The 17,366-nt window shown below is 57.2% G+C and carries 13 protein-coding genes and 1 pseudogene; 2 read left to right on the top strand and 12 right to left on the bottom strand.

The annotated features are described in order from the left end of the window. The gene (locus EOA23_RS01425; RefSeq protein ID WP_245466457.1) at positions 1-882 is read right to left on the bottom strand and encodes an SPASM domain-containing protein; all 882 of its coding nucleotides are present in this window, start codon (positions 880-882) and stop codon (positions 1-3) included. A gap of 969 nt (positions 883-1,851) precedes the next feature. Further along, positions 1,852-2,595 carry a LuxR family transcriptional regulator gene (locus tag EOA23_RS01420; protein ID WP_126080645.1) on the bottom strand — a complete coding sequence of 248 codons (744 nt, stop codon included), beginning with the start codon at positions 2,593-2,595 and terminating at the stop codon, positions 1,852-1,854. 676 nt (positions 2,596-3,271) lie between these two features. Between EOA23_RS01420 and EOA23_RS01415 the strand changes: the two genes are divergently transcribed. After that, positions 3,272-5,074, top strand: coding sequence for an ABC transporter ATP-binding protein (locus EOA23_RS01415; protein WP_126080644.1), 1,803 nt, complete (start codon positions 3,272-3,274; stop codon positions 5,072-5,074). A gap of 387 nt (positions 5,075-5,461) precedes the next feature. On the opposite strand, the gene EOA23_RS01410 is transcribed toward EOA23_RS01415, so the two are convergent. From EOA23_RS01410 to EOA23_RS01390, 5 genes are all read right to left on the bottom strand, one after another. Then, the gene (locus EOA23_RS01410) at positions 5,462-6,169 is read right to left on the bottom strand and encodes an SDR family oxidoreductase (protein ID WP_245468328.1); all 708 of its coding nucleotides are present in this window, start codon (positions 6,167-6,169) and stop codon (positions 5,462-5,464) included. 1,604 nt (positions 6,170-7,773) lie between these two features. After that, the gene (locus tag EOA23_RS01405) at positions 7,774-8,982 is read right to left on the bottom strand and encodes an acetyl-CoA carboxylase biotin carboxylase subunit family protein (protein WP_126080642.1); all 1,209 of its coding nucleotides are present in this window, start codon (positions 8,980-8,982) and stop codon (positions 7,774-7,776) included. A gap of 591 nt (positions 8,983-9,573) precedes the next feature. Further along, entirely contained in the window at positions 9,574-10,335 is a 762-nt protein-coding gene (locus EOA23_RS01400) for an SDR family oxidoreductase (RefSeq protein ID WP_245466459.1), read from the bottom strand. 141 nt (positions 10,336-10,476) lie between these two features. After that, complete coding sequence (locus EOA23_RS01395) at positions 10,477-11,484, bottom strand: pyruvate dehydrogenase complex E1 component subunit beta (protein ID WP_126080641.1); 1,008 nt, start codon at positions 11,482-11,484, stop codon at positions 10,477-10,479. Positions 11,485-11,503: 19 nt separating this feature from the next. After that, positions 11,504-12,487, bottom strand: coding sequence for a thiamine pyrophosphate-dependent dehydrogenase E1 component subunit alpha (locus EOA23_RS01390; protein ID WP_126080640.1), 984 nt, complete (start codon positions 12,485-12,487; stop codon positions 11,504-11,506). A gap of 388 nt (positions 12,488-12,875) precedes the next feature. Here EOA23_RS01390 and EOA23_RS36255 point away from each other — a divergent pair. Beyond that, positions 12,876-13,503, top strand: a pseudogene (locus EOA23_RS36255) (transposase); the annotation flags it as partial. A gap of 154 nt (positions 13,504-13,657) precedes the next feature. Here EOA23_RS36255 and EOA23_RS01380 read toward each other — a convergent pair. The 5 genes from EOA23_RS01380 to dddP all read right to left on the bottom strand — a co-directional run bounded on the left by EOA23_RS01380 (position 13,658) and on the right by dddP (position 17,316). After that, positions 13,658-13,876 (bottom strand): transposase zinc-binding domain-containing protein, encoded by a 219-nt coding sequence (locus EOA23_RS01380; protein ID WP_245466460.1) that lies wholly within the window; start codon positions 13,874-13,876, stop codon positions 13,658-13,660. Between the two features lie 364 nt (positions 13,877-14,240). Next, positions 14,241-14,465, bottom strand: a complete 225-nt coding sequence (locus EOA23_RS36250; protein WP_245466461.1) for a tyrosine-type recombinase/integrase — start codon at positions 14,463-14,465, stop codon at positions 14,241-14,243. Between the two features lie 16 nt (positions 14,466-14,481). Continuing rightward, positions 14,482-14,679 (bottom strand): hypothetical protein, encoded by a 198-nt coding sequence (locus tag EOA23_RS36245; RefSeq protein ID WP_245466462.1) that lies wholly within the window; start codon positions 14,677-14,679, stop codon positions 14,482-14,484. After that, positions 14,667-14,870: a hypothetical protein gene (locus tag EOA23_RS36240; RefSeq protein ID WP_245466463.1), complete on the bottom strand. Its 204-nt coding sequence runs from the start codon at positions 14,868-14,870 to the stop codon at positions 14,667-14,669. Before EOA23_RS36240 ends, EOA23_RS36245 begins: the two co-directional genes overlap by 13 nt. A 1,114-nt stretch (positions 14,871-15,984) precedes the next feature. Next, complete coding sequence (gene dddP / locus EOA23_RS01370) at positions 15,985-17,316, bottom strand: dimethylsulfonioproprionate lyase DddP (RefSeq protein ID WP_126080638.1); 1,332 nt, start codon at positions 17,314-17,316, stop codon at positions 15,985-15,987. Positions 17,317-17,366 lie beyond the last annotated feature (50 nt).

Genomic DNA, 17,366 nt, shown 5'->3' with positions numbered 1-17,366 from the left:
TCAAGGCAGGCAGGCCGACAAGCTCGGTTGGAAGCCGAAGACCCCTTTCGATGTGGTCGAGGCCCACTGCCGCGCCTCACGCGAAAACACGATGGCGTCGCGAGCAGGTGCATTTGTCGTGGGGCCATCCGCATTGCCAGGCACGCCCTCTCGGCCGGCATCCGCCCAGGTCCGGTCGTTTGGATCGGCGAATTCACACATTCTGCAAAGCAGAAAACCATCCGCTCCATTCATGCGGTCGACGATTTCGCGAAAAACTGGCTTTTCAAACAGATCGGAGTAACCCTCATATAGAAGGTTGCCCAATACGTGACTCCGTTCAAAATCCATGGAGCACAGGGTGACGTCGCCGTTTGGAAGAAGAACATTCCGATACTGTCGTTCGTCCACGCAGGTTAGGGCTCCGAGCACTGGCTGACGTGGTGCAACGATCTTAGGGTCGACGCTTCCACCCCTACTGCTCACCGGCCGCGCTTTTATCAGTGCTTCGGTAGGAATAATGTCGGCTATATCTGGGTGGGGCTCGCCCAAGGCCACGAATCGGATCAAGGGGATGTCCGCGTCGACGAGTTGACGAACCAGATCGCGATACTTGTCTCCGACCAGGCGGCTGTTCATGTAGGTGCCGTCATCGAAAACATGGACCACGAATACGCCCAAGCGCAAGGCTTGCAATCGCTGCAGGTCCTGCCCGTTCATTCCCACCAGCGTCGTAAAAATCCTGATGCCATGGCCTTTGGCGAAGGCGTGCTCCACCATTTCGGTGCAGTCCGGATTGAGCCAAGGTTCGGAGTATCCCGCAAAACCAATGTCGACGGAAGTCGGTACGCGGGCCAGACACCGCTTGAAATCTTCAAGACCCAGATGACTCGCATGAGACACTTTTCTTTGCCGGACCGCGAACTTGTCCTGGGGACAATATGAACATCCTACGACACATCCCGTGGTCGTCGTTATCTCCAAAACCCTGCCGGCTGTGTTTGCTGAGCGAAGTTCCGGTAAAATCACTGGTGATTACTCCCATCTACCTCCTGCGAAGCGCCACGATAGTGTACGTGTGCCTTTGGCTTTCTGACACCGCCTGTTGATCCACCGCGGCAACGCGGCCATCTACCCTTTTTCGCAGCCTAAGCCGACCGGTTCGCCGATTTGCCGGGCCGACTCTTCACAAACTTCCAGCGCGTCGGACCAGAGACAGCATTGCAATTTTCGAGGCATCACTCGCTCCGGAGATGTAGCCTCAATCGTCGATCGCTGGCCCGTCGCCGAGATGCGCGCGCAGCACCCTCGAACCCGCCGGAGAGAAGCTTTCTGGATGAGGTCGATCATCCCTTACGTCGAGCGAGTTCCGTGTTCTCATGCGGCTTAACCCTCACACTATATTGCCGCACCTCGACCAGCAAAGGCCGTGCCAGTGCCCTTGGCGCGCAGTTACTGCGTGATAGGCTTCGAAAAGCCCGACAGGCCCAAGACGCTCCGCTGTTTTGAACCCGACATGTTTTCTGACGGCTGTCAGATTTTGGACACACATCACTCATGCGTCAGTCGCTTAAGACAGAATGGCGTGCTGAGTTCTGCAAATTCGCTGAGAGCGGGCGGTCATGACAGGGTGGTGCTCAACGTCACCGATTCCCTGGAAGGAACGCCGCCATGATCAAGACGGAAAGTAAGACCGCCAGCGCTGCCGTCAAAGACATTCTGCTTTGAAACCCGGATAGATCGAACGAGGTGGGTGATGCAGGAGGTGCTCGAGGCCGAGATGGACGAGGCGCTGGGGCTTCGAAGAGCGAGCGCACGCCGGAGCTCTCGGCTATCACGCGCGCTACTACGGGCGGAGAACTAGCTGCGCACCTACGGCGGTTCGATAATCCCAAGTTTCAAAGCTTTTACAACAGCTACCGTTCTGCTGGTCGCATCCAACTTCCGCATTACATTTTTTAAATGGAAATCTATCGTATTTCGTGATCTGCCTAAAATAGTTCCTATTTCCCATGACGATTTTCCTTTCGACACCCAATCAATGCAATGTATTTCTCTCGGAGACAGGTTATGTACTCGTTCCGACGCAGTCGTAGTGTCGAACTTCGTAACCATCCGATGAAACCGCAGCGCGGCCATTTGCAGGTAGGTGATCGTTCTATTCTGCAATTCGCAGTCCGAGGATTGAGCAAAACTCACAAACCTAAAGCTGTCACCAGGGCCATGTAATGGGACGGTAACGCCTGACCTCAAGCCGAATGTTGCTGCTTCGTCCAAGACGCGGCGTCCATCTTCAGTTATGCTTTCATCGGTATACACCTCGCTCCATCGAAAGGGCCCCGCCTCCTTTCGACCTTTCTTGATGAGTGGGTCTATTTTGGCATAGCCCATTCTCGAGTAGCGCTCCTGCCATTCAGCAGGATAATTCCACATCACCACAGAACCCTCTCGGTTCGGCTTGAAAACCCCCTGTTTTGATGCGAGCGGGCCATAGGCAATCCACGGGCAATCGAACTTCAGCGCAAACGCAGACATCCGTTCGAACAACTGTTCGGATTGAGCGATATCATCAGTCATCTCGAGGAATAGGTCTAACTCCACCTGCGGGAGTTCCATGATGCCTCCTTCATTGCGTTCTCATCGGTGCAAAGTTTGCTCCAGCCCAGCCTCGCAACATCCGAAGTCAACGGGACTCGAGCCGGAGTTCCTTTCGCCACCTGGAGTACCCTCAAGAGTCGTGCCAGCTTGCGAGCGAAGCTTCTTCTTCAGGTCGTCAATCGACTGGGGGAGGTACCCAGGAGGCGAACCGAACAGCACTGTGTCGGGGAGCGCACAATCCGACAGTCGAGCATTCGATTGACGGAATATGGGCAGGAACGTATTCGCGGCGCGCTTTTGAAATCAGCACCTAAGTCCCGGGCCTGAGAAAGCTGCATGGCAACTGTACTTATTTGATCGAGGCAACGTGATGCACTCACTCCGCTTATCGGATGGAGAAAGAACAAGTTCACAATTCAATCGATACGTCGACCTTCTTTTCCAATCTCCCGAGCTGGGCAGCCGTAGCAAAAGTATTCGACTGGATCGCGGCTGACTTTCTCCAGGCTCGGTAACCTGCTGAATTTGTCCTTCGGATGTTCCCGCTCAGTTGGCACGACTTTTGAACATCACCGTCGTGAGGCGGCAGGAGCTGCCCGCCAAAATTGATGCTGTTATGGGGGAGGTCGAAAATTCTAGTTTTGTCTTTTAACGTCTTTGGGACCGAGCGTGTTGATGCGCCCGCTTGGAAACTATGAAACGTTTCCCCGTCCATGGACGCGGCGCCACTGGTCGCCACGTACTCGCCTTCACTGTCCGCCACTGGAGCCGGCAGCCGGTGCGGCTCGCGATCATCACGGCTGCGATGCTTGCCTCCACGCTGGCTGACGTGCTGATGCCGGTCTATTCAGGTCGTCTCATCGATGCTGTTGCAGGCGGCGCTGCTGTGGCAGCACCAGCCTGGCATTCGGCCCTTGCAGCCTTCTCTGTACCGATTGCGCTTGCGCTCGTTGCCATCGCCATGCGCCACATCGCCGTCATTGGCCTGAACGATCTTTTGCTGAAGATGATGTCCGATGTCGCGAACGAAGCGTTCTATCATGTCCAGCGCTTTTCGACAGACTGGCATGCGAACAGCTTCGCCGGCTCGACAGTGCGCAAGATAACGCGCGGCATGTGGGCGCTCGACCCTCTAAACAGCACAATATTGGTCGCGCTGTTCCCGTCCTTTATCATCTTGGTAGGTTCGACGGCGCTGCTCGGCTGGCACTGGCCGGTCATGGGCGTGATCTTTGCTTGCGGCTCTCTGATCTATCTAGCGTTTTCGATTTCGCTGTCGCTCAGCTATGTCGCGCCGGCGGCGAGCCTTGCCAACCAATGGGACACAAAGCTCGGCGGCGCGCTTGCGGACGCGGTCAGTTGCAACGCTGTGGTCAAAGGCTTCGGCGCCGAGGTTCGCGAAGACCAGCGGCTTGAAAATATCATGACCAAATGGCGGCACCGCGCGCGCCGGAGTTGGGTGCGCGGAACGATCGTCGACTCAACCCAAGGCGTCACTTTGGTTGCGCTCAGGGTGGCGGTGGTCGGATATGCCCTGCTTCTGTGGTCGCATGGACAGGCAACGCCGGGCGAGATAGCCTATGTTCTCACGTCCTTCATCGTCCTGAAGGGCTATCTGCGTGATGCCGGCATGCATGTCCGCACCGTGCAACGCTCGGTTAATGATATGGAAGAACTGGTGGCCATCCACAATCAGCAGCTGGATGTTGCGGATCGTCCAGAGGCCAAGCCGATCCGGATCACGACGGGCCGCATCGATTTCGAGAACGTCCACTTCCGTTACGCCAACCATCCCCTGCCGATCTATAGCCAATGTTCGCTGTCGATTGAGGCTGGCGAAAGGGTTGGGTTGGTTGGACCTTCCGGTTCCGGCAAGTCAACATTCGTGAAGCTCATCCAGAGACTCTACGACCTGAGCGGCGGCCGGATCCTGATAGACGGCCAGGACGTCTCCGAGGTGACCCAAGAGTCGCTCCGTTCGCAGATCGCGATCGTGCAGCAGGAGCCTATCCTGTTTCACAGGTCGCTTGCCGAGAACATCGCCTATGGCCGGCCTGGCGCGAGCCAGGCCGAAATCGAGCAAGCGGCACGGCTGGCCAGTGCGCATGACTTCATCGCGCCCCTGCCGAAGGGCTATGGGACATTGGTCGGCGAAAGAGGTTTGAAGCTCTCCGGCGGCGAGCGCCAGCGCGTGGCGATCGCGCGCGCCTTCCTGGCGAACGCGCCGATCCTTATTCTTGACGAGGCCACATCGAGCCTCGATTCGGAATCCGAGGTGCTCATTCAACAAGCGGTGGATCGGTTGATGGTGGGTCGAACCACACTCGTCATCGCACACCGGCTGTCGACGGTCCGCTCGCTCGATCGGCTGCTCGTCTTCGACCGTGGCCGCATCATGGAGGACGGCGATCATGCCGCGCTGATCGATCTCGATGGTGGCATTTACCGCCGCCTCTTCGAACGGCAGGCGTTGGAACTAGCGATGGGCCTGGCCTGAGCGCCAAGTATCAGGATCGAGTGCCCGACCGCGAGAGCGCCCATTCCCGGTACAAAATGTATCGCCGTCTCACGACATCCCAAATCTAGCCCGGTCGACGTATATTGGGAAGCACATGGAGGTGTCCGCTGAAACCGACTCCCATCCAAAAAAACATAAGGTACCGTCCATCATACTCCTGTTTCGCTTGCATTGCGCAGAACTTAAGCTCGTTAATTTTCGCTTAGAAAATTCTAGAACTATACTGCAAGAGATCCTCCGAAATCCTAGACCTCTTTCATACCGGGCACAACGCAAACGTTTCGCTCAGGTTGCAACCTAAGCTGTCAAACACCTTTTAAGAGAGCGGTGTCCAATGAAGTCCGGCTTGGCAAACCTGCGCAGGTTCTACTGTGGCAGACTGAGCTTCGCCATTCGGCCTCCATCGATCGTCCACACCTGACCGGTGATAAACGAGGATTCTGGCGAAGCCAGCCAGACTACGAGGTTCGCGACCTCCTCCGGCTTCCCCGTTCGCCCAATTGGATGGATATTACCGATCTGCTGGCGAAAGCGCTTGGGGTCCGGCATGCTCTCGATGAAATCCAAGTTCAGGTCGGTGTCGATCCAGCCAGGCGCGACAGCGTTGCAGCGCACACCTTCGGCGCCGTGGTCGATCGCAACCGCGCGGGTGAGACCGTGGAGACCAGCCTTGGAGGCGCAATAGGCCGCGTGTTTCGGGTTGGATCCCAGCCCCTCGATCGATCCGACATTCACGATCGCGCCGCCAGTGGACCGCAGGTGAGGCATCGCCGCCTTTATCAGCACGAATGGGGTGGTCAGATTTATGGCGATCGTCCTCTCCCAATCTGCTAGGCTCATATCTTCGACGAGCGCCTCCTGCATGACCCCGGCGTTGTTTACCAGGACATCGAGCCGTCCCGCCCGTTCGACAACCGCTTTGATAGCATGAGCCGCCTTGGTCGGAGCTGTGAAGTCGACCGAAATGGCCTCGAATTCCCGGTCCTCACCACGTTGAGCGGTGAACACGCGAGCGCCCTCGTCCCTTAGACGTCGCGCAGTCGCAAGACCGATGCCGCTACGCCCGCCCGTCACGAGAGCCACCTTACCTGCAAACCTTTTATCCAACTGCCTTTCCACCCTTCACTTCGACGAGCGACATGCATAGGCAGCGGGACATCGCGTGAGGCACGATGGTCTGGGCGATGCCACCGCCTCTGCGATCTGCCGAGCGGACTAGCTTGCCAAGCTCTGCCCCTATCCGCAGGATCGACGGGGAAGCGGTGAAGACGCTTCCCCGGTTCTGCTACCTCAAACCCAGATGCCATCCCGCTGATCGAGACCCGCGGCTTCCTTCCCCCCGCCGAAGTTCCCCCCGACGACTGGCTTCTGCAGCGGCGGAAGCGGAGTATTACATACTCAGGATCCGGCAAGCCGAGCCTTGCTTGTGTCATTCTAATCGTAAGCACCAGCAACTGCCCTGAGAATGCACAAAAGGTTTCGCTAGGGTTAAAACCAGTTTATGCCTCGCGCAGTCGTGCGCAAGCTGTTCGGACCTGCGACATCGCCTTATTTCGGAACCAGCTGGCGGTTTGGTGAGTACCGGCACACGGGCTCCTTGTCCGGGTGCAGCAGAACTCGTAGGCCTCCGTTGCCTTGCGCCAAGCTCCTGGAGTAATGCGGGCATGGCTGTTCTAAAACATCCCAGGACGTACCCCCGGGCCTCGTAGGCGTATGCGCGGTCTGCAATCAGGTCGATCGTTCGACGACCTTCGAACGATCGCAGCCCGTACGTCTCTATTTCGCGATAAGCCTCTGCTTGACAGCGCCTTGGCGGCAACCTCAGCTTTGAACGCGCTCTGTTGGGGTATGAATGCGGCCCACCGAGAGCGCTGGCTGGCGCTTGCCGAGTAAACTCTGCCATGCAGAATCTCAGTCTCCTGCGACTGGCAGCCAACCAGCTGGGCCGGTATTGATTCGGGCCTGGCCGAGCTCGACGCGGGTGAGATCGTTGAGCGGGCGATCTTGGCCGTGGAGCTGACGCTCGAGGAATTGCCGAACCCGCGCAAGACGACCTGGAGAGCGAGTATGCCAGGCTGGAAGTTAACAGGCTGCCCAGCAATTGAGGGGGACCCGACGGGTGCAACACCTGTTTTTTCTTCCAGGGGGAACTCGGCCCTGCTATGGCCGATCCTACCGCACGTCGCTGATCAGCGACCGGACTTTCGAGAAGCGGCAGTGCGCCTTTCGTCCGGTCAGCCTTTCTCCTGACGCAAACACATGCGGATCGCCGCGGACGGGGAAAGTCGTCCCGCGTCCCGTCCTGCGGCCTGCGCTTTGCTGACGCTCCTACGGCTGTCCCGTTCACCGCCCGAGGCAGGGGCGAATTTCCTCCGTCCTACGCACGACAACCGTCCGCTGTTGCGGACGCGCGCGGGACTGCCGGTTTCCCTGTTGGAGGGCCGACAGTCGCTGGCTCGGAGGTTAACCGGAAACGGGTGCGTCGAGGACCAGCGATCCTGTGCGCCATCCGCTGATCGTATGGCTCCCTGGCGGTTCTTCTTCGCTGCGCTAGCGCTTCAGCAGCTTCAACAATGATGCACGTCGGCTTCATCATCTTCAGCGGCTGGCGCTTGAACCCGGCAACACCACACGGTGGACACAAGCGCCGCTCCGCCAGGTAGCAAGGGAAATCGAACCTATGTAACCGACCACTCAATTAAGCCGACGGCCCGCTGAAGTATCGCCTCCGTCCGAGCGATGTCAGGCGAGCTGGCGGTCACATATCCGATTAAGTCTCGGTGATCGCCTCTCCTTTTGATCGTGGTGTTTGGTTCAAGGTAAAGCTTCACTTTGGCGACGCCAGGTACAGCAGCCGCCCGGCTGACGCCATCGATCCAATCGAGAACGCCGTCCCGTTCAGGAACTAGGAATTGCGCAGCAGCAGTTTCTGAACGGGTTCCGCGCAAATCGCCCTCATCGCCGATCACGAGTTTAATGTGCTCTCGGATAAGATTGATACCGCAAGCTAGCTCAACTAGCTCAACACCGGGCGAGCCCGACATACGCGGATTTACTTCAATGACGACCGGCCCATGTGCCGTCCACCTGAGTTCAACGTTGGTCGGACCCCAGTGAAGGTCGAGAGCCTGTAAACACCTCAGTGAAACATCGGCGATGCGCTCATCCTCTTCATTGGTAAGCAAGGCCGGATAGGCGCATCTATTATATACGAAATGCGGCGAGGGACCGAATTCGAGAGAGGCGATTCCAATGACGTCATCTCCCATCATCTCCACCCAATAATGAAAGCCTTTCACAAATTGTTCCACTAATATTCTTGCTGGGGACTGCCATGTACTCCACCTGCTTGATAGATAAGCAGTATGCTGGATTAGCTCCTCGCTACTGCCGCACAATCGGACCCCCTCGCTGCCGCCGGTGTCCGTGGCTGGTTTTACAATTACAGGAAAGCCGATTTTAGCGGCAGAGCTTACAACCTCGCTCGCATTCGTTGCCAACGCGTAGGCAGGAATTGGAATGTCGGCTTGCCCAAGCAGCTGACGTTGAGTGAATTTATCGCAGCATCGTTCAACCGATTCGGCGTTCGGACCTGGCAGATTGAAATGTCGACAGAGCATGCCGACTGTCGCATATGCAGCTTCCTCCGAGCTCGTAATCCCAGCAATATCATAGGTCGCATGCAGCCGAACACACTCGCAAATCAGCGCATCGAGATTGGATGTGTCCACACAGATTACCTCACTGTCTTCTGCGGCATGATAGTAGTGCCTAAGTGGATCAGCCGCCAGGGTAATCGAGTGCAGGCCAAGACTTCGGGCCGCTTGGACATATAGAGGACCATTGTTCCTTGTACCCTCGATCAGGATAAGCGCTCTTCTTTTCATGTTTGTCGACTCCGAATAGCTTGTCTGGTTTTTTTCCGCGCGTGAGTTCGTCCAACATACCACTGCTCGTGGTTTGCGATTGGTAAATTCTTGTGAAGTAGTTGTATTTATCTGTTGCAGGATGTGACGTCATGACCACCAAAAAGAGTGTCTTGGTTGCCGCAATATAGGCCTATTCTTCTCGCGCAAGTCGGCTGGGGAATGAGAGGCGCGATGATGGGATCCGTTACCGCCGCACCGATCCTGGTGAAGGACCAGAGATCCCATGGCAACGGGTGATGACCGGTGTCTACATCACTCAGCTGGCTGGGGAGCGTCTGGGAGAAGGTACGATGCACGAGCTTCTGCTCGTCGCGCGAACTGTCATTCAAACGAGCTTGGTGAACGGCCTTACACCTAACCTACAGCGGCCTCAAGAACGCACCGCCAAACTGCTGGATAGCTTCATCGATTCGGTTGACGTTCACCGTGCTTTTGACTACGAAACTATGGATCAAGTAGTGCGACGCACAGAAACTTCGATGGGTAGATCATCTTGCTTTGTCACCCCAGGCAGCAGGATGGCCCACCAGAATTAACCAATAGAAAATCTCACCAGCAAGTGTAGCCACCATCCACCAACAATACCGTTCCCGTGATATAGGTTGACGCGTCGCTAGCAAGAAATTGGACGGCAGATGCAATCTCATGAGGTTGGCCGAAGCGGCCCATTGGCGTCCGATCAGACCATGCCCTGACCACTTCTACAGGATACTGGTCGGTCATCTCTGACTGTACGAATCCAGGCGCCACTGCGTTCACCCGAACCCCAGATCTTGCCCATTCGCAAGCAAGGGTTTTGGTTACCATAGTTACCCCCGCCTTGCTCGCATTGTAAGCCGTGACTACGGATTCCTGTCGGGTGACAACATCTCCACATATCGAACTGATATTTACAATCACGCCGGAACCGCGCTCCGCCATGAGAGAGCCGAAGGTGCGACTGCAGTAGAACAGGCCGTCCAAGTTGACTGAAAGGACAGCTCGCCAATCCTCGTCGGTGGTATATTTCGTCGGCGCCGCGCGGGACACCCCGGCATTGTTAATAAGGATGTCAGGGCAAACGGCGATGCCATCGGCGAGATCGCGTACCGCCTGCGAGTCCCTAACATCGAGCTGATAGACTTTAGGCTTGACTGGAAACTGATCTGCCGCCGCGGCCACGCGAACCCGATCCCTTCCAGTGAGAATTATATCGGCGCCAGCTTCTTGTAATGTAAGCGCGACTTGCAATCCGATGCCGCGTGCTCCGCCGGTCACCAAAGCGGTCTTCCCACTCAGACCGAATCTGCCATCGATGAATGATTTACTCACGTATAAGCCCTATCCCTTCTGGAATGTTTCCCGCCTATCGTCTGATGGCCTGCCTTCTTTTTCTAAGCGCGTCTTATCACCTCCTACTGCGACGATAACGGCAGTTGCTGTGTTACTTCCATTCATGCGTTTTTTGGGAACTCAGAGTAACTGTCGTATGGCGCCAACAATGCTGTCCCGTGTTGGAAAAAAGTCCTTCTCAAGAGCCGGACTGAATGGGACATGAATATCTGGAGCACTCAGCCGCAAGATAGGTCGCTTCAAAAGATCGAAGGACTCTTCCGCCATCACCGCTGCGATTTCACTTCCGACGTTGCAGATACGGTGTCCGTTCTCGACAATAATCAGCCGTCCGGTCTTCTCGATTGACATCTTGATTGCCTCATAATCGAGCGGCTTCAATGTACGTGGATCGATCACTTCGACCGAAATGCCTTCCTCGATGAGGTAGTTGGCAGCTTCCATGGTCGGCCTGATAGCACCGGCGATGGCAACGACGGTAACGTGCTCCCCCTCGCGCTTCACGTCCGCTTTGCCAATTGGGATTAAATGGTCCGGATCCGTGGGGACGTCGCCTTTGAGAGGCCAGAGGCGGGTGTCCTCGAAGACGAGCACAGGATCGCCGTCGCGAATGGCGGATTTCATGAGGCCTTTGATATCGGCAGCGCTGGTCGGGCTGATAATCTTAAGGCCCGGCACGTTCATAAAAAGCGGGTAAGGCCGGTCGGCATGCTGTGCCGCTTCGGAGCCCGTCGAGAACATACAGCAGCGAAAGACGATTGGGATGTCTATCTGGCCCCCAGTCATATACCGCAATTTTGAGGCCTGGTTTACAATCTGGTCACAAGCGAGATAGATGAAACTGGCAGTTGAAATGTCTACAATCGGTCGCAAACCATTGATGGCAGCCCCGATGCCAAGTCCCGTAAAACTGCCTTCTGAAATTGGCATGTTCCAAACCCGGTTCTTGCCGAAGCATTCGATAAGCTTGCCGCCGCCATGAACTGAGACGTCCTCTCCCAACAATACAACGCGCTCATCCCGATGCATTTCCTCTAGCTGGGCCTGCACGATTGCCTCAAAATAGGTCATCTGAATATGGGGACCGGGCGTGGCTGCGTCTCTGTGGGTATCGTCTTTCACATCCATTAATCCCTCCAGCCCACCCTTAGCGGGCAATGGTCGACACGAACATATAGTCGGGCAACGTTTCGGGCCGGGGCATGGGGCTAGCCAAAGCAAACTGTACGGCCTGTGTGACGGCTTGGGCCACTTCATGCTCGATGGTTGCTAGAGTCTCTTCATTTACACCCTCTTCGAGCAGCACAGTGCGATATAGCAAAATTGGGTCCCGGTCGCGTTTGTGTGCCTCGACTTCTGCGACCTGTCGATAAGGCTCCCCAGAAACGGCCAAGCCTATATTGTGTTCATCGAACCGATAAGTGTTGGCCACTATGAGAGTGGGTCCCTGCCCCGCGCGTGCTCGCGTGACCGCATATGCCGCAGATTGATAGACGGCACTGACGTCCTGTCCGTCTACTATTTCTCCTGGAATTCCGTAACCTGCCGCTCGTAGGGCAATGTCCGGCTGTCCGTGGCTTGTTGCTACGGAGGTGGTCATTGCATAGCCATTGTTCTCGCAAAGATAAATGACGGGAAGCCTCCACAACGAGGCCATGTTGAGGCTCTCGTGAAAAGTGCCCTGGTTCACTGCTCCGTCGCCGAAAAAGCAAAGGGTAACCTGATCGACGCCGCGCACCTTGGCGCTAAATGCGCATCCTGTGGCAAGAGGAATGCCCCCTCCGACGATTCCCGATTCACTGATAATCCCCACTGAACTGTCCGCAAAATGCATCGAACCGCCACGCCCCTTACAAACGCCGCCCTCCTTACCCATCAGTTCTGCCATAAGCGCCTGCAAATGCGCGCCCTTCGCAATCGGATGGCCATGCGAACGGTGTGTTCCGGTCATGGCGTCATCGTCCCGGAGGGCGAGGCTTGCTCCGACGATAGCGCCTTCCTGACCCACGGTCGTGTGAAACCAACCAGGGATCTGACCACCGTTGAACAGGCGCCTACCTTCTTCTTCGAATCGGCGGATGCGAAGCATCCGTCGAAAAGCCTCTAGCCTACGATCGCCCTTCAACTGCATGACCCAACCCTGCCCGTCAGCAAGGGGCGATCGCCTGCATTCCAACAGCGCGCATCGGCTAAATCCTCGTGCTCGAGCTCCGAAGGTACGTGGCGGGTCTCTTCGGCATTCTCCTGGCGAGGCACGATCTCGGCAGGCACTTTCATCTGGTTCTCTGTCAGCATGGCCTTGTTCCTTCCGGCTCGCACAACCCTGTGCATGCGTCATGCCATTTGACCTGAAGGCTCGCATTACACTGTTCTTCATCGAAGAAAGGCGTCGTGAAAGAACTGCACAGACCTCCTTTGTTCGAAGTTCGCCAACAATGTCGGATCCTGAACTGGCCCCCATTTCGGCCGGACAGTCGGCCTAACGCGGGAGGCTTGGGGATATCCTCAAGCACAGGCTTATGGCTGACGACTGTCGACGGATTGAACTGATCACCGGGGAGGTACGGCGCCGACACTGGACGACGACCGAACAGAAGCTGCAGATTATCGAGGAGAGTTTCCTTCCGGGTGAGACCGTGTCCTCTGTCGCCGCACGATGAGGCGTGGCGCCAAATCTCTTGTATCGTTGGCGCCGTTTATTGAAGGAAGGCGGAACGGCTGCGGTGGGATCGGACGAATCTGTGGTCGGGAGTTCGGAAGTGCGGCGGCTTGAAGAGCGCCTTCGCGACCTCGAGCGGCTTCTCGGCCGCAAGACCATGGAAGTGGAGATCCTCAAAGACGCGCTGGCCAGGTCGGAGTCAAAAAACCGAACTTGCGGCTCTTGTCGCAGCCGAGGGACGGTTCCCGATGAAGGCCGTTGCCGAGACCCTCGGGGCGGCGCGTTCCCATCTCCATGAGTTGCATCGCCTGGTGAAGCCGCGCGGGCCTTATCGCAACCCCGATGACGATGGGCTCTTGGAGCTGGTCGCCGCCTGATCGACGAACGCCCGACCTATGGCGATCGTCGCATCACAGCCCTGACGAACAGGGAACGCGAAAGACGGCGAACCGGCCGTCAATCACAAGCGCGTCTTCCGTGTCATGCGCCAGCGAAACAGGCGCGACAGCACGCGCACGAGTAAAAAGAGCCCGGCCTGCACGAGATCCAGCGTGTGCCGTCGGGCGAGACACCACCACCCGGTACGATACAATCAGGCGGGATGGTAGATGAGAGCTATGCAGCGCCGCGATGAGGCCGATCTCAGCTCCCAAATGCCTGAGATTGGCTTCGCGCGCAGGCGTTTCGGCCGCGTATAAGGTGCCGCCTTGTGAAAGGGATCGCAGCAACCTCAGCCGGCAGCATGAACACTGCGTGATAGAGCACCGGCAGCAGTTCATTCTGGCGTGCGGCAAGCCAGTCCCGGCAGGCCTGACCCTGGCATTTGGGACTGTGCCGGCTGCGACAGGAATTGTAGGCCACGCGGATCGACCGCAGGAGCGGCAGCCGTAGACTGGCCGCCCAGTTCGGCGGTCCGGCAGAGCTCGATCGCGCTCATCACACGCCGCTCGATGCGAGCCTAGATAGCCGTCATGAACCTGTCTATATACTTCGCCATGGCGGCGGAAGATATCCGCCACCTTCAGTCTCGCCGACATGGCGGTACCACTCACCCTGGCGGCACCTCGATGTTCAGCCGGGCTTGTCGTGCGTCGGATGAGGCTGTTCGAGACCTTAGCGTAGCGCGCCGCCGGACAGATTGTTGTGGCCGAGTAGAACCTGGATGGTGCGGATGTCGGTGCGTTCTGAAGATGCGTGGCGAAGCTGTGCCTGAGCGTGTGGACCGTCACCCGCTTAGGCGGCCGCACGCGCCGAACGACAAGCCCAAATAACACCCGCGCGCGGGAAACAGCCAGTCCCGCGGCTTCGCCAAGCCGCCAGTAGACTCGCAGATGCGCAGAAGCTGCGCCGACAGCATCACGGTGCGGTCCTTGTCGCCCTTGCCGTGCTCAACACGGATCACCCCGCGACCGCTGTCGATGTCGCCGACCTTCAGCCCGACAGTCTCCAAGCACTGAGACCTGCTCTTAGGCCGTCGTCAGGGCCGTACGGCACTTCAGGCTCGGCACCGCCTCTAGGAAGGCCACGACTTCGTCGGCGCTCAATACCACCGGCAGCGTGCGTAGCGAGCGAGCATAGACGATCCGCTCCGGACTCTCGGCATGGCCCAGCGTCACGCCGTAGAGGAACCGCAGCGCGCACACCGTCTGGTTCAGCGCAGCCACGAGATTCCGGTCGACATCAAATGAACTTGGAAGGCGCGCACGTCCTCCAGACCGAGCCGGTCCGGCGAACGGCCAAGTAGCGCGAAAACTTCGCCGCGGCATGCACGTGGGGATCGCTGCGTGGCCGGCGGCAGATTACGGATCGTCATATCCTCGATCATGCGCCGGGGAACTGGGGTCAACTTGGCCATTTCTGTAGCTCCTGTTCTCAGATTGCGCTTCAACAGCCGCGATCCTTCAAAACAGAAGCGTTCCTGCAAACCGATCCGCCAAATGCCGCGTTAGCGGCTTCGTTCAATCCTCAAAATGCCCACATCGCCAAAAATCTGCCAAAGTAGCACTAGGCTGCGTCGCGACGGATCGCCTCTGGTGGACTCCGACAGGCAAGTCAGAGAAAGCTCGAAAAATCAACACTGGGGCGTTTCCGTCGGACGCTCAGCTTAGCTACATCCGTGGCAGACTTATTGGACTTGCTCAGCGCGGCGGCAGCACGATCGAAGAACTCTGGAGGAAGGCCCTCTCCGGGTTAGTAGAGTCAAAAAGATTTGTCCCCTGTGACGCAAATGCGAAAAGCAAGCCGACCAGGGGAGTCGTGATCAGTAGGGCGGAAATCGCACAGCATTTCTCTTCCAACAAACGCCCAGCCTCGGCATGTATATCTAGGGAATAGTGCATATTTATCCTCCGAGATAGCGTTCCGTCACGACAGGAGGGACTTCTCATAGTATCGCGCTGCCTCAGGTTTCTTGTCAAGCAGGTCCCGGCTGTGACGTAAGCAGATGAATTGACCGCCCCATGGAGCACCGAACACGCCGAACGATGACGACCGATCCGCGCTCCATACACCGAAGCTCCACATTGTTGTGTCCCCAGCCAAGATCGAGAGCATGCAAACCACTCAGCGAAATGTCTGCTACACGAAAATCGTCGTCACGAAGCGCCAACCCAGTGTGACCTGACACTGACCGGCTATTGCCTGCAATTCGACCAATATCCTTGGCGGAATGGCCACATGCGCCACCCCCAACAGAGACCGTGTGTTCGGAGGCTAACAGCGGACTTGCTGCAAATCTGACGCCACAGCTGCCACTGCCCGACTGCTGGTCAGAGTATCGACAGCACTCGCGGGTCAGGGCGTCGACCATGGACTTGGATGCCTCCACCCCCCTTTCTACGAATGTAGGCGGGCGAGTTGGACCAACGAAAAGCCAACTTCCGCAAAAGTGCTGAGCCAGATGCGCAACAAACAGCTTTTCCGCGGATCTCTCAAGAATTGGACAATTTGAAGAGACTCGGCCGAAATCCCTAGGCCACCAAAGCCTCATCAAACGGGCATCTCGTGAGATTTTCAACTCCGCTCTCGGTCACGAGCACCTGCTCTTCCAGTTTTACGCCTTCCCGCCCACCGACGGCACCGATATAAGCCTCGACGCACAGGGTCATTCCGGGCTCGAGAACATAGTCGAATGCTCCCGGGATGAAGTCTTCAGGATAGAGAATCGCGGGATATTCGTCGCAAAGACCAATGCCATGCATCATGACGCCATATCGCTGCTTGACGAAATCCGCGGGAAGCTTGTGGCTGCGCTGAGTGAGTTCGGTGAAAGAGACGCCCGGCTTTAGCATAGCCATGTTTGCAGCTACGTGCTCGTAGGCTATGTCGTGCAGCCTTCGCTGTGCTTCGGTGGGTCGGCCGTCACCGCAGTGCCAAGTGCGGGAGAAGTCGGCACACATGCCGTACGGGCCCACCATATCGGTGTCGAAGGCGACGAGGTCTCCTGAGACAATGCGACGGGGGCCGGCCTCCTGCATCCAGGGGTTCGTGCGCGGGCCGGAAGTTAAAATGCGCGTTTCGATCCACTCGCCACCACGTGCGATGTTTTCGGCATGAAGAACCGACCAAAGTTCCGTTTCGGCTATGCCGGGCTGCAAACGTTCTCGCATTTTGGCAACGGCAATCTCGCAGGTCGCGAGAGAGCAGCGCATGGCGTTGATCTCGTCGATTCCCTTAATGGCCCTGGCGTGCTCCATGAGCTGCATGCCGTTGCAAACCTCGATGCCAACTGCATCTAGCGCACGAAGGCCGGGGATTTCGATCTTGTCGACGGCAAGACGACGGTTTTTGCCACCAGAGCGGCGCAACAGTTCGTCAATTTGTCCGGCAAAGTCCTTGGCGACTGCTTCTTCTTGGTCGCCGGCAACGAAATAGTAAAAGCCGGCCCCGCCATCCCGGGTTTCGTTGATGAGCGGCAGATAGGTTGACAGGTGGCTGCAACGATGGAAATCCCAGAGAACGACATAGCCGTCGGCCGATACGAACACAGCTCGTGACGGATTGTGCATGATCCATATGTGCATGTTCGAGGAATCTGAAGCGTATCGTATGTTCAGCGGGTCGAAGCAGAGCACGCCCGCATAGTCTCTTTGGCGGAGTTGCAGAACAATCCGATCAAGACGGGTCTTGCGCATACGATCTAGGTTGGGCGTGGTCAGGCCCAAGGCTGCCCACTCCGCAAAGGCGACGTCCGTCGGCCCAATTTCAACCCGATCGTTGTCATCCATGCTCCCATCCGGCTTAAGTGCTTTTGCCACTCGCGTGGGATCAATTTTGTGGTTCACAATCGAAAACGAGGACATGTTAAGGCCGCCCTAGTGGCTCACTCTTACGTGGATCTAAGACCGGATTT

The organism is Mesorhizobium sp. M2A.F.Ca.ET.042.01.1.1 (assembly GCF_003997405.1).
Classification (GTDB): Bacteria; Pseudomonadota; Alphaproteobacteria; order Rhizobiales; family Rhizobiaceae; genus Mesorhizobium.
The sequence above is the reverse complement of the archived record's forward strand: the minus strand, read 5'-3'. Positions and strand labels throughout refer to the sequence as shown.

Excerpts from the sequence above, each read along its gene's own strand:
- EOA23_RS01420 (WP_126080645.1), bottom strand. The coding sequence starts at position 2,595 with ATGGAACTCCCGCAGGTGGAGTTAGACCTATTCCTCGAGATGACTGAT.
- EOA23_RS01415 (WP_126080644.1), top strand. The coding sequence starts at position 3,272 with ATGAAACGTTTCCCCGTCCATGGACGCGGCGCCACTGGTCGCCACGTA.
- EOA23_RS01405 (WP_126080642.1), bottom strand. The coding sequence starts at position 8,982 with ATGAAAAGAAGAGCGCTTATCCTGATCGAGGGTACAAGGAACAATGGT.
- EOA23_RS01395 (WP_126080641.1), bottom strand. The coding sequence starts at position 11,484 with ATGGATGTGAAAGACGATACCCACAGAGACGCAGCCACGCCCGGTCCC.
- EOA23_RS01390 (WP_126080640.1), bottom strand. The coding sequence starts at position 12,487 with ATGCAGTTGAAGGGCGATCGTAGGCTAGAGGCTTTTCGACGGATGCTT.
- EOA23_RS36240 (WP_245466463.1), bottom strand. The coding sequence starts at position 14,870 with ATGGCCAAGTTGACCCCAGTTCCCCGGCGCATGATCGAGGATATGACG.
- dddP (WP_126080638.1), bottom strand. The coding sequence starts at position 17,316 with ATGTCCTCGTTTTCGATTGTGAACCACAAAATTGATCCCACGCGAGTG.